Source organism: Microcoleus sp. S13_B4 (assembly GCF_036700885.1).
Taxonomy (GTDB): domain Bacteria; phylum Cyanobacteriota; class Cyanobacteriia; order Cyanobacteriales; family Microcoleaceae; genus Microcoleus.
Genome location: NZ_JAUBPU010000025.1, coordinates 1 through 20,787, shown reverse-complemented (window position 1 = coordinate 20,787; position 20,787 = coordinate 1). Strand labels below are relative to the sequence as shown.

At 46.3% G+C, this 20,787-nt stretch carries 21 protein-coding genes and 1 pseudogene; 13 read left to right on the top strand and 9 right to left on the bottom strand.

The window, feature by feature from the left end:
- Window positions 1-68 precede the first annotated feature (68 nt).
- Window positions 69-938, top strand: coding sequence for a calcium-binding protein (locus QT994_RS15175; RefSeq protein ID WP_333044522.1), 870 nt, complete (start codon window positions 69-71; stop codon window positions 936-938).
- A 113-nt stretch (window positions 939-1,051) separates the two neighbouring features.
- Here the strand turns inward: QT994_RS15175 and QT994_RS15170 are convergent, their stop codons facing one another.
- The 3 genes from QT994_RS15170 to QT994_RS15160 form a co-directional block, all read right to left on the bottom strand.
- Entirely contained in the window at window positions 1,052-1,855 is an 804-nt protein-coding gene (locus QT994_RS15170) for an MOSC domain-containing protein (RefSeq protein WP_333175844.1), read from the bottom strand.
- Window positions 1,856-1,988: 133 nt separating this feature from the next.
- Entirely contained in the window at window positions 1,989-2,288 is a 300-nt protein-coding gene (locus tag QT994_RS15165) for a putative quinol monooxygenase (protein ID WP_333175841.1), read from the bottom strand.
- A gap of 237 nt (window positions 2,289-2,525) precedes the next feature.
- The gene (locus QT994_RS15160) at window positions 2,526-3,203 is read right to left on the bottom strand and encodes a hypothetical protein (protein ID WP_333044527.1); all 678 of its coding nucleotides are present in this window, start codon (window positions 3,201-3,203) and stop codon (window positions 2,526-2,528) included.
- 288 nt (window positions 3,204-3,491) lie between these two features.
- On the opposite strand from QT994_RS15160, the gene QT994_RS15155 reads away from it, so the two are divergent.
- Entirely contained in the window at window positions 3,492-3,971 is a 480-nt protein-coding gene (locus QT994_RS15155; RefSeq protein WP_333175839.1) for a hypothetical protein, read from the top strand.
- Between the two features lie 118 nt (window positions 3,972-4,089).
- Here QT994_RS15155 and QT994_RS15150 read toward each other — a convergent pair whose 3' ends face one another.
- Window positions 4,090-4,593, bottom strand: a complete 504-nt coding sequence (locus QT994_RS15150; protein ID WP_333044531.1) for a hypothetical protein — start codon at window positions 4,591-4,593, stop codon at window positions 4,090-4,092.
- Window positions 4,594-5,038: 445 nt separating this feature from the next.
- Between QT994_RS15150 and aroA the strand changes: the two genes are divergently transcribed.
- Window positions 5,039-6,394 (top strand): 3-phosphoshikimate 1-carboxyvinyltransferase, encoded by a 1,356-nt coding sequence (aroA, locus tag QT994_RS15145; protein WP_333044532.1) that lies wholly within the window; start codon window positions 5,039-5,041, stop codon window positions 6,392-6,394.
- A gap of 275 nt (window positions 6,395-6,669) precedes the next feature.
- Here aroA and QT994_RS15140 read toward each other — a convergent pair whose 3' ends face one another.
- The 5 genes from QT994_RS15140 to QT994_RS15120 form a co-directional block, all read right to left on the bottom strand.
- Window positions 6,670-7,107, bottom strand: a complete 438-nt coding sequence (locus tag QT994_RS15140; protein WP_333044535.1) for a CAAD domain-containing protein — start codon at window positions 7,105-7,107, stop codon at window positions 6,670-6,672.
- 196 nt (window positions 7,108-7,303) lie between these two features.
- Window positions 7,304-8,311: a 2-hydroxyacid dehydrogenase gene (locus QT994_RS15135; RefSeq protein WP_333175837.1), complete on the bottom strand. Its 1,008-nt coding sequence runs from the start codon at window positions 8,309-8,311 to the stop codon at window positions 7,304-7,306.
- Between the two features lie 396 nt (window positions 8,312-8,707).
- Window positions 8,708-9,442, bottom strand: a complete 735-nt coding sequence (locus QT994_RS15130) for an ABC transporter ATP-binding protein (protein WP_333175835.1) — start codon at window positions 9,440-9,442, stop codon at window positions 8,708-8,710.
- A 163-nt stretch (window positions 9,443-9,605) separates the two neighbouring features.
- The gene (locus QT994_RS15125) at window positions 9,606-10,280 is read right to left on the bottom strand and encodes an energy-coupling factor transporter transmembrane protein EcfT (protein WP_333044539.1); all 675 of its coding nucleotides are present in this window, start codon (window positions 10,278-10,280) and stop codon (window positions 9,606-9,608) included.
- Window positions 10,273-11,202 (bottom strand): energy-coupling factor ABC transporter permease, encoded by a 930-nt coding sequence (locus QT994_RS15120; protein ID WP_333175833.1) that lies wholly within the window; start codon window positions 11,200-11,202, stop codon window positions 10,273-10,275. The genes QT994_RS15125 and QT994_RS15120 overlap by 8 nt, the downstream gene beginning before the upstream one ends.
- A 631-nt stretch (window positions 11,203-11,833) precedes the next feature.
- Between QT994_RS15120 and QT994_RS15115 the strand changes: the two genes are divergently transcribed.
- The 10 genes and pseudogenes from QT994_RS15115 to QT994_RS15070 form a co-directional block, all read left to right on the top strand.
- Entirely contained in the window at window positions 11,834-12,466 is a 633-nt protein-coding gene (locus tag QT994_RS15115) for a hypothetical protein (RefSeq protein ID WP_333175831.1), read from the top strand.
- Window positions 12,467-12,605: 139 nt separating this feature from the next.
- On the top strand, window positions 12,606-13,079 hold the full coding sequence (locus tag QT994_RS15110; protein WP_333175829.1) for a hypothetical protein: 474 nt from the start codon (window positions 12,606-12,608) through the stop codon (window positions 13,077-13,079).
- 15 nt (window positions 13,080-13,094) lie between these two features.
- Complete coding sequence (locus QT994_RS15105) at window positions 13,095-13,829, top strand: hypothetical protein (RefSeq protein ID WP_333175827.1); 735 nt, start codon at window positions 13,095-13,097, stop codon at window positions 13,827-13,829.
- Between the two features lie 116 nt (window positions 13,830-13,945).
- Window positions 13,946-14,380, top strand: a complete 435-nt coding sequence (locus tag QT994_RS15100; protein WP_333175825.1) for a ferritin-like domain-containing protein — start codon at window positions 13,946-13,948, stop codon at window positions 14,378-14,380.
- Window positions 14,381-14,476: 96 nt separating this feature from the next.
- Window positions 14,477-15,439, top strand: coding sequence for an FTR1 family protein (locus tag QT994_RS15095; RefSeq protein WP_333175823.1), 963 nt, complete (start codon window positions 14,477-14,479; stop codon window positions 15,437-15,439).
- A gap of 285 nt (window positions 15,440-15,724) precedes the next feature.
- A complete protein-coding gene (locus QT994_RS15090; protein ID WP_333044642.1) occupies window positions 15,725-16,462 on the top strand; it encodes a response regulator transcription factor in 738 nt (245 codons plus the stop codon).
- Window positions 16,463-16,885: 423 nt separating this feature from the next.
- The gene (locus tag QT994_RS15085) at window positions 16,886-17,191 is read left to right on the top strand and encodes a hypothetical protein (protein WP_333044549.1); all 306 of its coding nucleotides are present in this window, start codon (window positions 16,886-16,888) and stop codon (window positions 17,189-17,191) included.
- Between the two features lie 407 nt (window positions 17,192-17,598).
- Window positions 17,599-18,234: a TetR/AcrR family transcriptional regulator gene (locus tag QT994_RS15080; protein ID WP_333044551.1), complete on the top strand. Its 636-nt coding sequence runs from the start codon at window positions 17,599-17,601 to the stop codon at window positions 18,232-18,234.
- Between the two features lie 111 nt (window positions 18,235-18,345).
- Window positions 18,346-20,058 carry a DHA2 family efflux MFS transporter permease subunit gene (locus QT994_RS15075; protein WP_333175820.1) on the top strand — a complete coding sequence of 571 codons (1,713 nt, stop codon included), beginning with the start codon at window positions 18,346-18,348 and terminating at the stop codon, window positions 20,056-20,058.
- Window positions 20,059-20,646: 588 nt separating this feature from the next.
- Window positions 20,647-20,787: pseudogene (locus tag QT994_RS15070) on the top strand (IS630 family transposase); the annotation flags it as partial.

Sequence of the window (20,787 nt, the reverse complement as noted above, 5' to 3'; positions counted from 1 at the left end):
TAAAATTTATAGGCTATTGTGCGATCGTTCTGTTTTATTGTTTAATTTCTAATTGTTAATCCACACCAATGCGAATTCTCTTCACTATTGCTCACTTTTACAATCCCAGCGGCGAGGGGAAACACGCTTCCCAGCGAAATGATCCGCAACCACGACTCAATGCTTTAACAGCTTGCGTGACAGCGCTGCAAGCTTTGTACGGCAAATCTCAGTCCATGATTGACATTAGCGAATGTGTAACTATCCCAGCCAATCAATCTCAACAGCACGAAATTGACATTGTTATTTGCACTACTCAAGGCTATCATCTCTTGCCTCAACTGCCAGTGCAGCCCAGATGTTTTATGCACCACGCTACCAAATGCGAACCGCTGCTATTGGGGTTTGAGTGTCAAGCAGTTTTGCGAGCGTGTCTAGACAAATACGATTATTTTTGTTATTTGGAAGATGATTTAATTCTGCATGATCCGTGGTTTTTTAGTAAATTAAAGTGGTTTACGCATCACGGGGGAAATGGGAATTTGCTGCAACCTAATCGCTATGAAATAGCGCCTAAAGGCGCAGTGTTTAAAGCATATGTTGATGGTGATTTAGCAGACTCAGCTACTTCTCAGTTTCAAAAAATAGAGGAGCAGCGGCAGTTAATGGGAAAAATCATGGAACAAACAGTCGCTTTTGAGCGGGCGTTGAATCCTCATTCCGGCTGCTATTTTTTGAATGCGGAACAGATGGCACACTGGGCTAAGCAGTCTCATTTTTTGGACAGGGATACTAGCTTTATCGGCCCGCTGGAAAGTGCCGCGACTTTAGGAATTATGCGGACTTTTAGAGTTTACAAGTCAACTCCTTCCTATGCTAATTTTTTGGAGATTCAACATTTTGGAACGAGTTTTCTGAATTTGATTGGTAATAAGGTGAGGGTGCCGGAAGCAGGATGAGTCGCTGCGTGGGGGCGGGTTTTGTGTTAATATTGTCTGCGGTTGGTTCGGATTGTGGACTCGGGCACGCCTCTAACGGCTTCGGATATATAACAACGCATCAACTGATTATTCTAGGGATGCAAAACATCGCCTATTTTAACTGTGCCACTGTCGATAATTTTGGCTAAAACTCCTGTTTGTGCGTGACCGAATTCCTGTTGCAGTAAACTAAGTAGGGAAATATCCCGATCGCCCGTTTCTGGATTCACTTCTATATTGACACAGCGACCGATTCGTGCTGTAACTTCTATGCGCGCCGTGCCTAATTGAAACTGTTTTCCGATCAACTCAAATTCTGACCAAGCTGCCATACCTTCTAGCACAATGTTCGGGCGAAATCGACCCACGTCAATGTTCTGAACAGCGATTTCTGTTAATTGGTCTAATGTGGCTTGACTGACTAAAGAAATGTGTACGGGTTCTCGATCGGGATAACGAGTTTCGCCGCTGGTGTCGCCCACTAAGTGCAAAGGTGCAAACTGCGGGTGTCTCGCTTCTTTTGTGGGTTCAATTGCGGCCAGATATTCTGTGAAAAAAGCGCCGATGCGATCGCGCCCCGCTGCTGTCTTCGTTTCTGCGGATAATACTTCAACTCCTTGACGCTTGACTGTTAAAACCGTCGTTTCCGGTTGATAATCACATTCCAAAGCTGCTAACACAGGCCAATCGTTTTGAACGGCAAAATGTTTTTTGCTCATCCAAGGCACATTATCTGCGGGCATCTTAGCAGCTTCAAGATTATCTGCAAACATTAAGGCAAAAGCTCGATCGCCCTTAATTCCGTGTCCTGCTGTTAAAGCAAACTCCGACATTGGTTGCGGTGTCAGCCCTTTAATTGGATAAATAAATAACTGTTTTATTGTTGCTACTGTCATATTTTTTTTAGCTTTGCTTCTATTTATAATGAACTTTGCTTCTATTTATAATGAACTACAGCCCCCTTAAAAAGCCGATATAGGGGGCATAAGCTATTTCACAAACATTAATAAAATTGCTATAAAAACCCGCTTAAGCTAGCAATTCATAGCGACGGATATCTGGAGGCCCAACCGCCAAACCGTCTAATTTCTGCACTGCGTCTTGAATGTGAGTTGAACCGAGATGTAGTTCGAGCAAATCTGCACTTTCCCACTCTTCAACAAACGTAAAATCTGTGGGATCGGCTTGATTTTGCAGGAGTTCGTATTTGAGGCAGCCTTTTTCTTTGCGAGTTGGCTCCATAATGCTCAGCAGCAGAGATTTAAGTTCTGCTACTTTGTCGGGAAAGGCGGCGAGGCGGGCGACTACTCGCAAGGTTGTTTTGGACATAGGAGAAAAAAGAAATAGATATGACGATCGAACTTACTGATTTTTATTTGGCAAACTCAGCAACACACGATTTTACTTAAAATAACCTAAAGAGGTCGATCGGTCAACGGCGGCCTAATCAGTCCTGGACGCGCTCAAGTCTCAGAAACCCGGTTGCTTCCCAAATTCTTCGCTACCAACCCCACAGCGTCGTATAGACCGGATTTCTTGATATATTTTGGCGAATATTGGAGAAACTCAATCTTTGGGATAAAATCGCTTGTTTTCTGTAGAATATTCCCAGGCGAGATCCTCCGGGTCTTTTTCGCGGCTCCACTGAGCAAACTCCGGCTTAAGTTTCCACTTGCCGATCGTAGTTGCGTGAACTTTGAACCTGCGGGAGAGTTCCGTCTGGGTAAAAGAGATTTTGGGCTTTTCAGGAGTCTTGGTTTGAGTAATGGGGAATAAATTGGGTTTTTTATCTTGTGCTTTTTCCCGATTTGTGGGAGGCTCTTGAACAGCTATTGCCGCATTAGGTGTTTCGCTGGGAGTAACAGTTGGAGCTATTTGAAAATAATACAAAATTCCGCCTTGTTCTGTCACTTCAAAATCTGCGGCAAATTCCGAAGCTCGTTCGTCAAGATACTCTTGAACCTTTTCTCCGGGGAGTTTCGCATTCATCGCCAAATCTAAAGCCGTAACTCGCCCTTGATTTTCCTTAATCAACTTGTAGAAAACCGAGTCTAAATGAGCGAGTTTATGTTTTTGCTGCTGCTGGTAGAGCTTGTAAGCCCAAGCAATGCCCGCTGTGGTGGCGATCGCCCAAAACATCGTTCCCGACTCGAAACTGGCAACCGCCGTCAAGGAAATAGGCAAAAGCAGGGTAAGATATCCCCAAATGCTTCCCTTCTTTAGGTTATTGCTGTTTTTGACCATAGTTCCTAAACAGGTACGTAGTTTAGCTTATACCAATTTAAGGTGAAGTGGCACATATCTCGATCCCCCTAAATCCCCCTTAAGAAGGGGGACTTTGAGAAGAATCTTGTCCCCCCCTTATTAAGGGGGGTTAGGGGGGATCAGATTCTATGCAGCCTCATAAAAAATTGGTATTAGTAGAGCGTGTCTGAATGCCGCGAAAGTTTTACGACAGTCGATATATCGGCTAATCGCTGACCCACTCTACGACAAAATCCCAGAATCTACTTTTTTTGCAACCGAGGGTTCATGTACTTTTTTCGCAAACAGATTGCCATCCTGCTGATAGTTGTTGCTTGCTGTACGCTGACGATTAGTTGCAGCGATAGCCGAGCTGTCCAGTGTACTAAATTTACTAAAATTGTCAACAAAGGCAACGCTCTCATTGATGTTAATAAAGACAGCAACGATGCTGCAACGACCGACAACTTAGCTAAAAATTTGAACGTGATAGCAAATGAACTGGAGGCTCTGAGAATAACAGATCCAACCCTCAAAGAAATTAAGGAGCCATCTGTTAAATCTTTCCAGGAAATTAGTCAAGCACTCGGCGACATAAGCAAAAGTCTTCAGGCTGGAAATCTGGCTTCTACAAGTATAGAAGGTCGAGAGCAAATCAAAACAGCTCAAGCAGATATTATTAGAGCCGGACAGCAGGCGAATCAAGCAGCCGCAAATCAAGACGCTTTGACTAGCAAACTGATTAATTATTGTAAGAGCGATCGCTAAAGGCTAAGAGTTTTGAGTTTTGAGATGGCCACGCGAACCCCAACAACGCACAGCGGGTGAATGAATTTGAGGAATGCGTCGCCTTCACCTACTATCTACCCCTTTCCAATTACCCACTTTAGTGATGAATTTCTAAATTCAAAATATACTGACCGAGTTGTACTTTTTCCGACCACAACTCATATTCTAACCGTAGGTGATCCGGTTCCGGCTTTCCTGTCAGAGTCAAGTTGCGAGTGAAGTTACGGAGTCGCAACTGTTCGGGAGTCGCCAGCGAGTCGCCCTGAAGCCAATAACGGCTCAGCCCGTACATTCCTCGTTCCCAGCAGTGGCGGTAACTGTATTTGCCGTTTCCTTGCATGGTCATAATGACTCGATAGGGCGAAACTTCTAGCCAGAGCAACCGGGGTTTTGTAGTTGGGGGCAAGACAGTAACTTGCTCGGTCGATTCGTCGGAGTCGTCGGCAAATTGGCGATCGATTATTGCGGGTTCATGCAACAACAAGTGAAAGCGATCGTTGTCTTTTTGATAAAGGGTAGCACCGGTTTCAACGAATGACCACAAAGGTAAATCTGTGGATACCAGCGATAAACTTACAGGCTTGCGGTGATGGGTCAGCATAAATAAAAGTTTAGGAGTTGTTGTGAATTGGGCGGTTTGAGATGTGAGATTTGAGGCTTTATATTTTAGATTCTAGATTAGATAGTTTCCAAATTCCGGAGCTTTTGCTTAAAAAAAGGAAAAATGTACAACTCGCCATCGAAAATCTAAAATTGTTTAGTCAAAATTCAATCATCTGGTTGATAACTGAGAGCAGGACATGAAATCTACGCAGATACACGGATAATATTTGTGAAATTAATGTGTAATTAATGTGAAATCCGTGCGGTTGCGTCCGTCCTCCCTTGTCGCCGATAACTGATAGCAGACTGTGGGGGCAAGTTTAATCAGTCTTTGAGTTAACCGGACACATTGGGAAAAAACCCGCAGGCCGTACAAAAGACGACTGACTGAGGACTGGGAAAAAGGTAGGATAGCTAACGCCATCCAATCCTAGTTTATCTCAATGCAAGCTGACATTATCACTACTACGCTTCTTGACAAAAGCCAAACTTTAAGCATTCAAAAACCGACCTCGGGCTTGTCGCTGGTGGGGAGGATTCGAGTTCCGGGCGATAAGTCGATTTCTCACCGAGCTTTGATGTTGGGTGCGATCGCCCAAGGTGAAACTACAATTGAGGGACTGCTGCTAGGAGAAGACCCCCGCAGCACCGCTAAATGTTTCTCGCTCTTGGGAGCCAAAGTTTCTGAACTCAACGCGGAACGGGTGACAGTCCGGGGCGTCGGAATTGGCGAGTTAGAGGAGCCTGTGGATGTCTTGGATGCTGGCAATTCCGGCACGACGATGCGGCTGATGTTGGGAATTTTAGCCTCTCATCCGGGGCGTTTTTATGCAGTAACGGGTGACAGTTCTTTGCGATCGCGCCCCATGTCGCGCGTCATTAAACCGCTGCAACAAATGGGAGCGCAAATTTGGGGCCGAAAAAGCAATTCTTTAGCTCCTTTAGCGATACTGGGACAGCAGTTAAAACCGATTCACTACCATTCTCCGATCGCCTCGGCTCAAGTTAAATCTTGCATTTTGCTCGCCGGTTTGATGGCAAGCGGAGAAACTACAGTCACAGAACCCGCTCTGTCGCGGGATCACAGCGAGCGGATGCTGCGAGCGTTTGGAGCCCAATTGAGCGTCGATCCAGAAACTTGCAGCGTGACAGTTACTGGGCCGACACAACTGCAAGGGCAGAATGTGATTGTACCGGGGGATATTAGTTCGGCGGCATTTTGGTTAGTTGCTGGGGCGATCGTCCCGGGTTCGGAGCTCGTAGTCGAAAATGTCGGCGTCAACCCAACTCGTACAGGCATTTTGGAAGCTTTGGAAATGATGGGCGCTGATATTGAACTGCAAAATCAGCGAGAGGCCGCCGGAGAACCTGTAGCGGATATTTTGGTTCGCAGTTCCGGTCAATTGCGGGGATGCACCATTGCTGGCGACTTAATTCCCCGACTGATTGACGAAATCCCTATTTTGGCAGTAGCGGCAATCTTTGCATCGGGTACTACAATAATTCGAGATGCGGCCGAGTTGCGAGTCAAAGAGAGCGATCGACTGGCCGTGACTGCTGCTGAACTCAACCGCATGGGAGCCCAAATTTCCGAGTTACCCGACGGTTTAGAAATTACCGGGGGAACTCCTTTGACCGGCGCGGATGTTGACAGCTACACCGACCACAGAATAGCGATGAGTTTGGCGATCGCAGCCCTCAACGCCACAGGTATTACTAACATTCACCGGGCCGAAGCTGCTGCCATTTCCTACCCCGACTTTACGGCTACTTTGCAACAAGTTTGCCATCCCAATTGAGAGCGGGACAGGGAGGAGAGGGAGAGGGACAGAGGCAAGAGTGGGAAAAATCCTCTTTCTGCCTTCTTTCCTATCTTTACCCTGCCCTTAGACTTCGCGATTCCTCAGCGAAGTCTAAGGGCAGGAACTGCGACTTCTGCTGAGCGTAGCGGAAGTAAGTCGAAGAATCTTCTTCCCTCTTTCTTCTTCCTTCTTCCTTCTTCCCTCTTCCTTCTTCCCTCTTCCTTCCATCCCTTACATCCACGCTTGCAAATCCGTTGCCGAACTTTCTTCGTTTAAGAATCTTTGCCTACAACTTGTTCTTTTAAAGAATCGATTTCCGTTAACAACTCTTGGCGATCAGAAGCCTTGAGTAGATAACGGTAAACAAACCAGCCCGTATATCCCATGCCAATCAACTCAAAAATTGGAGCTACCAAAGGGACATCATTAAGAGCATCTAAAACTCCCAGCATTACCTTAATACTAACACCGCCTGCCAGTATTAAACCAACAGTTACGAGGGGCTTTTGGTAGTCAGCAAAAAAATTGGAGACATAGGCTGGAAGTTCCGACAAAATTGTCAGAACTTGGTCTTTAATATCTTGGAATTGGCTCGTCGGTGTTTCTGTGGTTGTCACTGTAGTCATGACCCCCGGTTGGTCAGCCACCAGGTCTACTGTGACGATTTCAGTGACTGTTTGTGCGTCGTCAGAAAAGTTAGCTTGTGTCATTTGATACTTCCTCCGGTGTCAAGTAAAATTGCAGGCTGTGAGTTGCTGCCAGTATAATTCTCCGGCAATTAGCACAGCATTCGCACTGCAGGGACTAATTGATGAGACTAAGGCAGAGCTTCACAAATTGCAAGCAAAAATAAGGATAAGACTTGATTGTAAACAATTTCCCTCGTTGCCAAATCGCTCTTTTGACTCATTTTTTCACTTGATCGAGGTCGATTTGATTCGGGCAAGAGCGTCCTTGTTCAAAGTCGGTGATATTGGCGATCGTAGTTTCGGCGATATTTTTCAAAGCTTCCTCGGTGAAGAAAGCTTGATGTCCGGTAATCAGGACGTTGGGAAAAGTCAGCAAACGTTGAAAAACGTCGTCTTGGATGACGTGATTTGACAAATCTTCAAAAAACAGATCCGTCTCTTGTTCGTAAACATCTAAACCGAGGTAGCCAATTATACCAGACTTCAGTCCTTTGGTAACAGCTTTAGTGTCAATCAACTGACCGCGGCTGGTATTGATCAGCATCATCCCCGGTTTCATTTGCTCGATCGCCTCTGCACCGATCAAATGGTAAGTTTCTGGCATCAGCGGACAGTGAAGGCTGACAATATCAGAGGCGGCGAACAGTTCCGGGAGTGCGACGTATTCCATGCCTAGGGCGAGGCAATCTGCGTTTGGGAAAACATCATATCCCAGCAGGCGACACCCGAATCCGTGCAGAATTTGGGCAGTAATTGCGCCAATTCTGCCAGTCCCGACGATTCCCACCGTTTTTCCGTGGAGGTCAAAACCCAACAAGCCGTCTAGGGCGAAATTACCTTCGCGGACGCGGTTGTAGGCGCGGTGGATTTTGCGGTTGAGGGACAAAATCAGAGCGACTGCGTGTTCCGCGACGGAGTAGGGAGAATAAGCAGGAACTCGGAGGAGAGTTAGATCTAAATCCTTCGCTGCTGCTAAATCGACGTGATTGAATCCGGCGGATCTCAGGGCCAGCAAGCGGACGCCTTTTTCGGCGATCGCCCGCAGCGTTTTCGCGTCCAAGCAGTCGTTCACGAACGCGCAAACGGCCGGAAATCCAGCAGCCAAAACGCTGGTTTCTAGGGTCAGATGCGGTTCAAAAAAAACCAACTCGTGTTGACCGCCGACATTGGCTGCTGTCAGAAAAGTGCGATCGTAGGATTTGGTATTAAATACGGCTACCTTCATGCTTTTTGCCTGCAAACCTAGTAATAGTTGGAAATTCTTTTCACACAGTCCTGGACGCATCGGGGCGCTGAAACCGGGTTTTTTACCGAATTGCGGTCTACAACCCGTCTTTTCCTAAAAAAATCCGGTTTCTCAACAACCGTGCGTAAGTCCTATCAGATTAACTCTAAATTTTAGTAGAATGCCGTTGACCGAAACAACCCAGTTTCCACGCTCAATATACCTCTTGCAAAAATCGCCAACAATCTTGAAATTATCTGCGTTGCATCTGCGGTTTACCGACACCTCAAAATTTTATTAGTAATAAGTCTATTACCTGTCGTCTCCTATCCTGTAAAATCATCGTTATCCGGTTTGTATAGAGGAATAAAATCCTCACTACAAACCAATAAATTATTACCAATCCGGGGGTAAATTGTAATGTTCTAGAGTTGATGTATCTGCCAGCAAATCTTTAGTTTTTCTGTCAATTTTAATCTCACCATCCGCCAAAACTAACGCCCTTTGAGTCGTTTTCCCGATCCAATTCAAATTGTGAGAAGCGATCAAAATTACCTCGATCGGCAATTGGGACAAAACTGACGCCAAGTGACGCCGCCACGACGGATCGAGTCCGTTAGTCGGCTCGTCTAAGATTAAAATTGTCGGCTCTAATGCTAAAATTGCTGCCAAGGCTGCTAATCTTCTTTGACCTCCCGAAAGTTCGTGGGCCGAACGGTTGGCAAATTCTACTAAACCGAATTCGTCTAATAGGGCTAAAGCTCGATCGCGCGCAACTCCCGGTGGCACTCCGTAATTGCGCGGCCCGAACATGACATCCTCCAAAATAGTCGGCATAAATAGCTGGTCGTTAGCGTCTTGAAAGCAAAATCCAATTTGCCTGCGCGCTTGCGATAAAGTCTTCGGTTCCAACTTTTTTCCCTGCACTCTAATTTCACCGGATTGAGGCATTTTTAATCCGATCAAGTTTTCGAGCAAAGTGCTTTTACCAGCACCTGTCAGGCCGAGTAAAGCAACTCTTTCTCCCGGTTGCAAAGTAAAAGAAATTCCCCGCAATACTGGCTTTTGCTCGGGATAGCCAAATACTAAGTCTTGCACTTCGATTGTTGGTGGGGATTTGAGATTAGTCATCCGATTTTAGATTTTAGATTTTAGATTGAATAATTTCTACTCATTCCCAGGCTCTGCCTGCTAACGCAGATGGGGAGGCTCTGCCTCCAATGTTCCTCCGCAAGAAGCGAGGCAGAGCCTCTGGACATCGGTTCCCAGGCAGATCATAAGAACCAGTTAATTATCAATTCCCAATTACCCATTCCCAATTACCGTAAGAAGCTGTTGTTAATCCGGCTACTATTAAAATTGTTATTGTTAGCCATAGTCGCTCTTTTGGTGTTGATTTTGAGTCGGCGGGCACACTTCCTTGATAGCCGCGAATTAGCATGGCTGCGTGTACTCTTTCTGCCCGATCGAGACTTCGCAAATAAAGGGCCCCGATCATGGAAGCACTGGCGTAGCGCAGCCATCCTCCCGTACCGGACAAGCCTCGGAGTTGGGCGGATCTTTTCATGCGGTTGACTTCTGCCAGCAAGATTTCTAAGTATTGTCCTGCTAAAAGTACAATCTCTTGCAAGCCGGCTGGTAGGGGCAATCCTTTGAGGGCGATTCCGAAACTGTGGGGCGGCAAAGTTAGCAGAAAACTATTCATAATTAGCAGACAAATTAGGGAACGCAGCAACAGAAAACTAGCGCGTTCCCAACCTTGTGGCAGTGCTAATAAGGAGAGGAAAATTAATTCTGCTCCTAATAGTTGTACTAGGGTTCGCAGCGGTGCTCTCAGCCAAAACGACCAAAAAAGTGCGATCGCCCCATAAATACCCAGCCACAGCCAAGCGCCAGTCTTCATAAAACCAATGCCGATGACAATTGTCAAAGACAGGCGCAATCGAAAAGGTATGGACAGTTTAGACATCTTTAGGTTTTACCACCAACTGAGCAATACCAAAGGCCGCGCCGAAGCTGAAGGCAGACCCTAAAAGTCCAGCAATGCTAGTACCAATAGGCTGTTCTTCTAATCCTTTAACACCGTAACCCGCTAAAGGAGTAGGATTTTCGATCACCGGAGCTTCTTTATCTTTAAAGCCGTGTTTTTCGGCTACCGCTTCTAACCCGTCAGGCCAACTTGAAGCGAACAGCGAAAGCACGCCCGAAATTAATAACACTCCGATTACTGGCACTACCCATTTCTGCAATTGCGGCTGTTCTCCCGGCAGTAAATCCGGCCGCACTTTGACGAGATAAGTTAAAACGCCGCCTGTAATTACCCCTTCGCCAATCCCAATTAAAATATGTACGCCTACCATTCCTGGCAATGCGATATTGAGCGCTACTGTACCAGAAATTGCGAGTTCGATCGCGCAGCAAATAGAAGCAGCAACTACGCTGAGGGCGGCTGCAATCCCCGCAGCTAGCGGCAAACGATTTCGGGAACCTCCCAAGAGTTGCTGCAACGGCTGCAACAGCCACCAGCCCGCCCAAATGCCAACTAGCCCCATGTTAAAAATATTGGCTCCCAAGGCGGTGATGCCCCCATCGGCAAACAAGACGCTCTGAATTATAAAAACTGTGCTCATCGCTAAAGTTGCCGCCCAAGGGCTCCCCAAAACGACGGATGCCAGCGCCCCTCCCAATAAGTGCCCGCTGGTACCGCCGGCTACGGGAAAGTTGATCATCTGGGCGGCAAACACGAAAGCTGTGGTTAAACCCATGATTGGGGCTTGTCGCAGCCCAAGACTGGCGCGGGTTCGATTCAGGGCAACTGCAATTACTGCTGCACTTGCTATGCCGGTGGCAACGGCTACTGGCGGTGAAAGGAAACCATCAGGTATGTGCATCGATCTATCCCAAACGAGAGAAGTTCCAACTCTTTAGTCAACTATTTTTTACAAAAATTTAAAACCCCCTCTGGGGGCATTAATGCGATCGAGCGATCGGGGGATTGGTGGCGGGCGATCGCTTATTCGATATAGATTAGCGCCTCTGGGGCAGGATTTTGAGCCTGAGAAATTTTACATTAAATAATCCTGAAGAATTATTCGGATATTTTACAGACCACCTGCAAATTGAAGCTTTTTGATAAGAATTATCAATATTTGTTTACAGATTTACAAGCAAAATGTATTCAGCGTCAAGCTCAAACAAGAATATTAAAAAAATATAAAGAAAAAACTGAAAATCCCTAATTGGTTTTATTCTCAACTCTTGAGAATAAATTGCATTAATTTTTTGACCACAGCAGCAGCGAAATTGGGCTAAAGCTAGTCAAGTCGTAATTATTGGGTGTTCTAGAAACGAAAAAGCCTCAATTATTGCGAGTTGATATAGTTAGCAGTAGGTTTGCAGTTGTCACTAGCGCCAATGTGCGATCGGCTTTTCCCGCACGAGCTGCATTATCAAGAAACTCACAATACTAATGCGCTTATTCTCAAGTAATTTTCCGACCAACCTACAGGAGGCCCGCCAGCGGTGCAGCACTCAACCCCAGACTCAACTACCGATTTAGTTACATCTGAATTTCCCAGACAGTTAGATATCGCTCAAGTTTCTATCTACGGACTGAGTTTTTTATCGGCTGGTATGTTTCTGTTTTTACCTTTAGTCAACCTACTGCATCCCAGCCATTGGCAACGATTGATGGGAACCATTCACGGCTTAGGCGCAATGTTTGCAATGGTAGTGATGGTTTACACGGGACATTTAGCTTTCCCCTTGCTGCGGGGTGCCGGTAAAATCTTGCCGCAAATGCGTACATTAGCCTTTTGGTCATCTATTTTGAGCTTTTTAGCCATAGCTACCGGCAATTGGGCTTATATGCGTTATCGGGCAGGCATGGACTTTGGCGGAGCTCGGGCTTGGCTGAAAGAAAACTCGCCTTTAGGGCAGTATGTTTTGATGGAATATCACGAGTTTAGCGTCCTGTTTACCCTGCCATTAGCAATAGCTTGCACCTGGATTCTGTGGACTTACGGCGATGCAATTTTAGAAAAGCAGAATCGCCAGGTTTTAACCGCAACCTGTGTAGCTTTGATGGCGCTAATGTTTTTTTCAATGGGTGGCATGGTAAGTGGAATTGGCGTGGCTAAAATTCATGCTTTGTAGTCACCCTTTGCCAATTATCAACTATCAATCGACTCTCAACTCTCAACTCTCAATCGATTGACTCTCAGGGCGGACAAGGTGGCACTGCCCCTACCCACTTTCAACTATCGACTATCAACTATCATAGGAGATTTGTGAAATGACCAGACAATTATCCCGCCCAAGTCATGCGGGTGATGAAACTTTTTACGGAAAATTTTGGAGCAAATTAAAACACTTTCCCAACGGTTTAGCTGAGGGTTCGGCAACTGCGCCTCGCGTTTCGGGCCCGGCAGCAGCAGCAATAGTTAGCGCTGCAATTGGTTGTTTTACAATGATGGTGAGTCACCATTTAGGGGACACATCCAAAGAGATAAACGAAATGCTTTGGAACCTCGGTAGTTGGATTCCGGGAAGCAAGACTAATGATGAATTGTGGGGAAACATCGGTAGCTACACGGGCAAAGAAACTATGTTGCTTGTCGGTTGGCTTGTCAGTTGGCCAATTCTGCATCTGCTGTGGAAAAATCAGCAGATTAAAAGTCGCACCATATTTTTCTGGATGTTTGCTTTGTTAGTTGCTGCGACAGCTATGTCCTGGCATCCTCTCTTCCCCTATTTGCCCTTAACTTAAATAATGCGAGGTTTGATGATGGAAACAAAAAATAAGCCGCTCCCAGCCAGGGAGATGCACAAAATAGTTTGGATTAGTATGGGAGTTTTGACTCTTTTCTTTGTGACTTTTCCTATCTCAATGTGGCGCGTCAGCCAAAAAGAAAAGTTTCTCGGTTCCCACGTCAAGTCTTTCACAATCGAGGGGAAAAAACCCGATAATGCTGTTGCTAAGGCGCTGGCGGAACCAGCTATTGCGAGTAGCAGTGCGCTTGCGACTACAAATAATTCCAGTTTAGTTGTTGACAGCCAAAAAAAGCTGCCTGAGAAGTCTCCACAGGTTGTACCTTTCACTAATACGTCTACTGAAACGGCTATTGCGAGTAGCCCTACAGATAAGACTGTCGAAGCTGTACCTGTATCAGCAGGCCAGCAGCAAGTTCAGGCGGTGGATGGAACAAATCAGACAGCAGAAATTACGGATAGCGTAAAACTAGATGAGTTAGCTCTGAAAGTCTACGATCGCATAAATGAGAGTTGGCAAACTAGCCCTACGTTCAATCAAAATCTAGTCTATCGAGTCACTACAAGTCAAGATGGGGCGATCGGCAATTTCGAGCCGCTCAATCAACCAGCCAAGGATTACACCCAAGAAACTCCTTTGCCAAATCTGCTGAAATCTTCCGAAACTAGCAGCACTAACAGTGCAGCACCAGTCGCTAAGTTTACTGTAGTGTTTGCTCCTACGGGAACCTTAGAAGTTAACCCGTAACTCACATACAACATCTCTCCGGTAAGGTGCTGATGGCGCACCTTACTTTTCATTTTTAACTTAAATGTGCTATTATAAACAGCGCCCTCTAGGGCATTCTACATCTAAAACAACCAATGAAAGAACTTGACGACAAAAAAACTCAGGAACTGCTATGCACCATCATGGAATGGGAACTAGCAGGTGTCGTACGCTACACACACTATGCACTAATGGTTACTGGGCCAAACCGGATTCCCATCGTGCAGTTTTTTAAAGCACAAGCAACGGAATCCCTACTCCACGCCCAACAAGCAGGAGAAATTCTCACCGGTTTAGAGGGGCACCCTAGTCAGAAAATTGCTCCCATCGAAGAAACCTACAAACACTCGGTGAAAGACTTATTGGAAGAAAGTTTAAATCACGAGAAAAAAGCGCTCAAAAAGTATAAATCTTTACTTGAAGTGGTTACAGGATCGAGCGTTTATTTGGAAGAATATGCCCGCAATCTAATTGGACAAGAAGAATTGCACCAAGTAGAATTGAAAAAAATGCTGCGGGATTATAGTTGATTTAATCATGAGTTAGTTGTTATTGGTTATTGGTTAATTGTTATTTCCAATGGCCAATGACCGATGCCCCATGCCCATGTCCCATGATTATAAAAAATGAATTTTAGTGAAGCCGTACCGACTTTTGTAATTACCCTGCGCGAAGGCGTAGAAGCCGCCTTAGTCGTCGGAATTGTACTAGCTTGCCTCAAAAAAGCTGAGCAAAGTCACCTCAATTCTTGGGTTTATGCAGGTATCGCAGCCGGCATTGCTGCTAGCGGTTTTGTGGGTGTTCTATTCAATGGATTGCTCGCAGCACTATCAACATCCGAGCAGCCTTACGCACCAGTCATTAAACAGCTATTAGAGGGCGTGTTGGGCATTGTGGCGATCGCAATGCTAAGCTGGATGCTAATTTGGATGACTCAGCAAGCGCGCTTTCTCAAAGCAGAAGTTGAAGGAGCAGTTACAGCAGCTTTGACAGAAAATAGCAATGCTGGCTGGGGCGTATTTGGCTTAATTTTTATTGCGGTACTGCGCGAAGGTTTTGAAACAGTTATATTTGTCACCGCTCAATTTCAACAAGGTTTGAGTCCCGCTTTGGGAGCTTTGGGCGGTTTGACTGGGGCGGCAATCATTGGCGCGCTACTGTTCAAGTGGGGTGTCAAAATTGATATCCGTCTGTTTTTCAAGTTTATGGGGATTTTGTTGCTGTTAATTGTGGCAGGTTTGGCAGTATCTGCACTCAAACATTTTGACCAAGCCGCTGGGATTTTATCGCAGATGAATAGCAACGATGGCGCGATTTGTTTTTATTACGATCGCTCTGCACGCATCCACTCTTGTATTTTAGGGCCGATGGTGTGGAATGCAGTGGAAATTTTGCCCGATCGGCAATTTCCAGGAGTGATTCTGAAAGCACTGTTTGGATACAGAGATCGACTTTATCTCGTCCAAGCGATCGGTTACATAACATTTTTAGCAACAATCGGCAATCTTTATTTCCAAAAACTAGGCGCTAAGGCAACCGTTTCGGGCAAAAATACTCAGCATACTCAAGAGACAACTATTGCTCCGTAGCTGTTAACCCTTTGCCTGCGCCCCCACCCTGAATCTTCTCTAAAATCTGAAATTCCAGGTAGGGACACGGCAATGCCGTGTCCCTACGGGGATAATCAATGTACCTCGTAGACCTGCAATCTGCTGTAGAATTAGTACAACAATTTTTACCTAGCTCAAAAAGTTCTTAATCAACCTTATAATTCTTAAATGAAGCTTAAAATTAAAAAATTGGTTGTTAAAGTTACCTGGAACGCCCAGAAGGCTGTAAGGTCTGCCATTCGGTTAGCGGTGAGATAAATAATGATGCCCCGGATACTTGTTATTGATGATGACGCGGCGATCGCCGAACTCGTAGCCGTCAACCTAGAAATGGCTGGGTACGAAGTCACCCAGGCAGAAGACGGCATCAAAGGTCAGGCACTGGCCATACAACTGCTGCCCGACCTAATCATGCTAGATCTGATGTTGCCTAGAGTAGACGGATTCACCGTATGTCAGCGGTTGCGGCGTGACGATCGCACCTCAGATATTCCCGTCTTGATGTTGACAGCCTTAAGTCAAACTCAAGACAAAGTAGAAGGCTTCAACTCCGGCGCCGACGACTACCTGACCAAACCCTTTGAACTAGAAGAGATGCTAGCCCGAGTGCGAGCCCTACTGAGGCGCACAGATCGCATCCCCCAAGCTGCCAAACACTCCGAAATCCTGAATTACGGCCCGTTGACCCTGGTACCCGAAAGGTTTGAAGCTGTTTGGTACGTTCAGACAGTCAAACTGACCCACCTAGAGTTTGAGTTGCTGCACTGCTTGCTTCAGCGGCACGGTCAGACAGTTTCTCCCAGCGAAATTCTCAAAGAAGTGTGGGGTTACGACCCCGATGACGACATCGAAACTATTCGCGTACACATCAGACACCTGAGAACAAAAATGGAACCCGATCCCCGCCATCCTCGGTACATCAAAACCGTATACGGGGCCGGTTATTGCCTGGAGTTACCCAACAACGAGCAAGTAGCTGAAGAAACTAAATCCTCTGCTTGAGCTAGCGCGCCAGATGCAACAAGCAGTTAAAAATTCCGCTAGAAAAGCCTGAGAGCATTTGCTCTCAGGCTTCGTTGTAAGGAGAATTGGAGCGATGTTAGTTGTTGCCGACACCTGAAATCGAGGCGGTAGAAAGGCGGTGGAGGCGGCCCCGACTCCGCTCTTGAAAGTGTTAGCTCACAAGCTGCCCCCAGAGATGTAAAGTTGAGTCAAATCTAGATACAATAATAGTGAGGGTGCTTGGTTTAAAACAATCTCATTGCCTGCTGATTTATCTGTACAATCATGTTTTATGAACCGCCGCAACTTTAGGGTAAAATCAGAAACATTAAGCGGAACACCAACAAATTTAATTCGACAATTTGGACTTGTTAGATATTCCTGAGAGAGTGCTTGGTTTATGATGGCGAAATTCCTTTGGCTGTGACACAAAAAGAAGCTATTGAGGCTGCCTTGCAACTGGCAAGACGTATCAAGAAAAAAGCAATGCTTGCGATTGAATTAAAAGCTGTAGGCGATGAACTCTATGTCAAATGGGTTGATTTAGAACTCGTTAACAGTTATAACGCATACTATGCCATTTTTCATAAAGGAGTGCAGCAGTTTGCTGTGAAACCTGCTTCATCTCAAGATGTTCAAGCAGTATTAGAACACCTAAAAACGCTTAAATTAAAACCTGCTCTGATAGATTGCGGATATGTAGATCCAGACTGGCAATCAGAACTCTAAAATTATTAACGCCATCGCACAGCTCCACACGCACAGAATTACTTAATAGGGCGAATAAGTGAATTTTGGCCCATCTTTTTTGAGCTGCGAGTTTCCCTCTTGGGCTACAGGTAAGGCTTTTGACGGAATTGTCGCCCCGTCCATCTGTGCGGTGAACAATCGCAAGCATGGTTTCGGAACAGAGGTGGTGGAGTGGCAACACTCCCTCAACTCTACCTCTCGGCTTTAGCCTAGAAACCGGGTTTCCTGCTGCGATCTTTTTTAGTTTCCTGGCGCGACGACTTTTCCTAGTTTCCCGGCATCTGAGCGTAAATCCCACCCGAGGTGTTTCAAAAATCCGTCTTTCTGCTGAAGCTACAGCCCTTTGGCGAGCTAGAATATGTAAGTTAGTGCTTACATTAATAGAGATGAGTAGAACGAATCGAAGTGCAGCAGAAACCCGCGATCGCCTGTTGAAAGCCGCGATTGAAGTTTTCTCTACAGAAGGCTACGTTGGAGCGACAACTCGTGAAATTGCTCGTGTTGCAGATGTGAGTGAAGTCACTTTGTTTCGCCGCTTTCACAGCAAAGAGCAAGTGTTGAGTGCGGTTGCCCACCACGTTACAGCCTTGCGGATGGAGGCGTTGGCGCATCAAGACGAATGGACTTATGACCTACGCCGCGATCTCCTGCATTATGCAAAACTCCACGACGACATGCTGGAGGAGTACGAAGCTCTATTTCGGATGTTTATTGGTGAAGCTCACCGACATCCGATAGAAGCACTGGAGGTGCTTCAGCAATCATTTTTACCGCTACGTGAAAAACTAATTTCCTATCTACAAACCTGTGTTGAACGTGGCAGTATTCGTCCGAATGTTGACCTGCCACTGGCAGTAGATCAATTGACGGGAATGCTGCTGTCTGGTATGATTCGCCGCCATGTTTCTCAAGTAAACCGGGGCTATAGCCGTAAACGATACATCGAAGGGTGTGTGGATTTATTTGTGCGGGGAGTTAGCACAGCAGCGTCTTCTGTAACTCGTACTTCGTCTCCAGAATGAAGGTTCCTGACAATTTTCTTATGAATTTGGCATTTCCAGATTAAAGCACCCTAACCCGTTGCGGTGGTGCGAAGCACCTGCCGGAGGCGATCGCAAAAGTAGAGACTAAAAATGAAACGCCCTCAAATACAGAGTCATGCAACTGAACCAGATTCTATTGATATTCAGGCTTTTACCGATTTGGAAGAGGCTGAGCCTCAAGACCAGCAAAACGCTCAACAAAAGCGAGCAAAACCATTAAAAAAATTGGAACAATCTGCCTATGATGCAGCCGGGTACGTGCAGGGACCGCTCAAGTGGGCGATCGCCCTGACGGCTTCTCTGGGAGCCATTCTAGAAGTCATTGATACCAGCATTGTGAACGTTGCTTTAACAGATATGCAGGCGACATTAGGCGCAACCGTGACCGAAATTGCTTGGGTCGTAACGGGTTACGCGATCGCCAACGTTGTGATGATTCCGCTCTCTGCTTGGTTGGGGGACTTCTTCGGCAAGAAAACCTACTTTGTCTTTTCCATGATCGGGTTCACAGCCGCCTCGATGTTATGCGGTCTATCCATCAACCTGCCGGTGCTGGTGGTAGCTCGAATTCTTCAAGGCTTTTGCGGAGGCGGACTGTTGGCAAAAGCGCAAGCGATTCTGTTTGAAACTTTTCCCCCTGCGGAACAGGGGTTAGCGCAGGCGGTGTTTGGAGTTGGGGTGATTGCAGGTCCGGCTATTGGTCCCACGCTAGGCGGCTATCTGACCGATACATTAGGCTGGCGCTGGATTTTCTTTATCAATTTGCCCGTCGGTATTGTGGCTGTCATTATGGCGATCGTGTTTCTCCGACCAGACTCGAAGCAACACGGACGGAGCCAGCAGAAAGTTGACTGGACAGGAATTGTACTGCTGTGTATTGCGGTAGGTAGTTTGCAAGCATTTTTGGAAGAAGGGGAAAAAGAAAACTGGTTTGAATCGGGTTTCATTACGCTCCTGGCGTTTGTGGCGGTTATGGGGCTGTTTCTGTTCATCTGGCGAGAACTCAGCACAAAAGCACCAGCAGTTGACTTGCGGGTTCTGCGGCATAAATCCCTGGCAGCCGGTAGCCTTTACTCTGGTATTTTGGGCATGGGGTTGTACGGAGCCTTGTTTGCTGTACCGCTGTTTGCTCAAGGCGTGCTGCGCTTTTCGGCAACGCAAACCGGATTTCTACTCGCTCCAGGAGCTTTAGCGTCCGCCATCATCATGGTTTTACTGGGCAAAATTTCGACTAAGGTGGATGCCCGCATTTTAATTGCGCTGGGAGCCGGTGGAACGGCAGCCGTCATGTTCGAGCTGGCAAAAATCACCCCCCAAACCGGAACTGATGATTTGTTTTGGCCCCTAATCTGGCGCGGTGCAACTACGGTTTTGATGTTCCTGCCCCTGAGTTTGGCAACATTGGGTTCCATCCCCAAAGAAGATGTATCGGCTGGCTCGGGCTTCTATAACTTGACTCGTCAGCTCGGCGGTAGTATTGGCATTGCCATTCTGACCTCATTACTGGCTCGACGAGAGGCTTTTCATCGAGCCATTTTGTTGGCAAAGTTAACGCCTTACGATCCAGAAACAACTGAGCGGCTCAGCGCACTCACTGGTTTGTTTCAGAGTCGCGGTTCTGATGCGGCAACTGCCCAACAACAAGCCCTCGCCGCGCTCTCCCAATTAGTCAATACGCAGGCAGCCGTTCTATCCTACGCAGACATTTTTCGCTTTGTCGGCATTGTCTTTCTCTGCTCGCTGCCATTGCTGCTGTTTCTCGGCAAGGGAGGCGCTGGAGCCAAAGCACCTCCTGTTCACTAATTGCTTGATTGTAATTCTGTAGCGATTACTCCACAGCCTCCGGTTGGATAGACTTTGAGATCGCTTGCCTCAAACAACCCATTTGTAAGGAGATTAATATCTCAACAAGTAGGCATTAACTCTGTTCTAGAGTTTAGACAAAGAAAAGCGGGCTCAGTTAGAAACTGAGGCATAAAAAATCCATTGGGCAGCCAAATATATGTGATTAAGAAGTCAAATTTCGATATTTTGGAACTGACCTCGACCCTTTTTTAATAGTGGATAGCGCATGCGCCCCGAGCGATATTGACCAGTCGGCCAACCAGGGGATTTTCCCCGTGGTTTTGGTGCTTGAGCTGGAGTGCCAATCTTGACCAAAAGTGGGAAAAGGGATTGAGCGACCCGTCCAGGAGTCAAATTAGTCAGAGGTTTTTGCCTGCAGCAAGTGATAGTCTCGAACTAAATCTTGAGCCAACCACAACTGCCACCTTAACAGAGGCATCAAATCGCTCCAACGGTCACATTGTTCGCTTGGTACTTAGATGGGGTAAGCTGTTGTGCCTTTAAATAGGGTATAATAAAAAATGAGTTTAGTCAATCTCTACAAAAATTCCAGCTAAAAACCATCTCAATCCCCAACAAATAGAGAAACTACAAAAAGCCTTGAGAGAGTAAGAAAAGGCAAATGTTAGAGAAAGAATTCTAATTTTATTATTGCTCAATGACGGCAAAACTCAATCTAAAATTGCT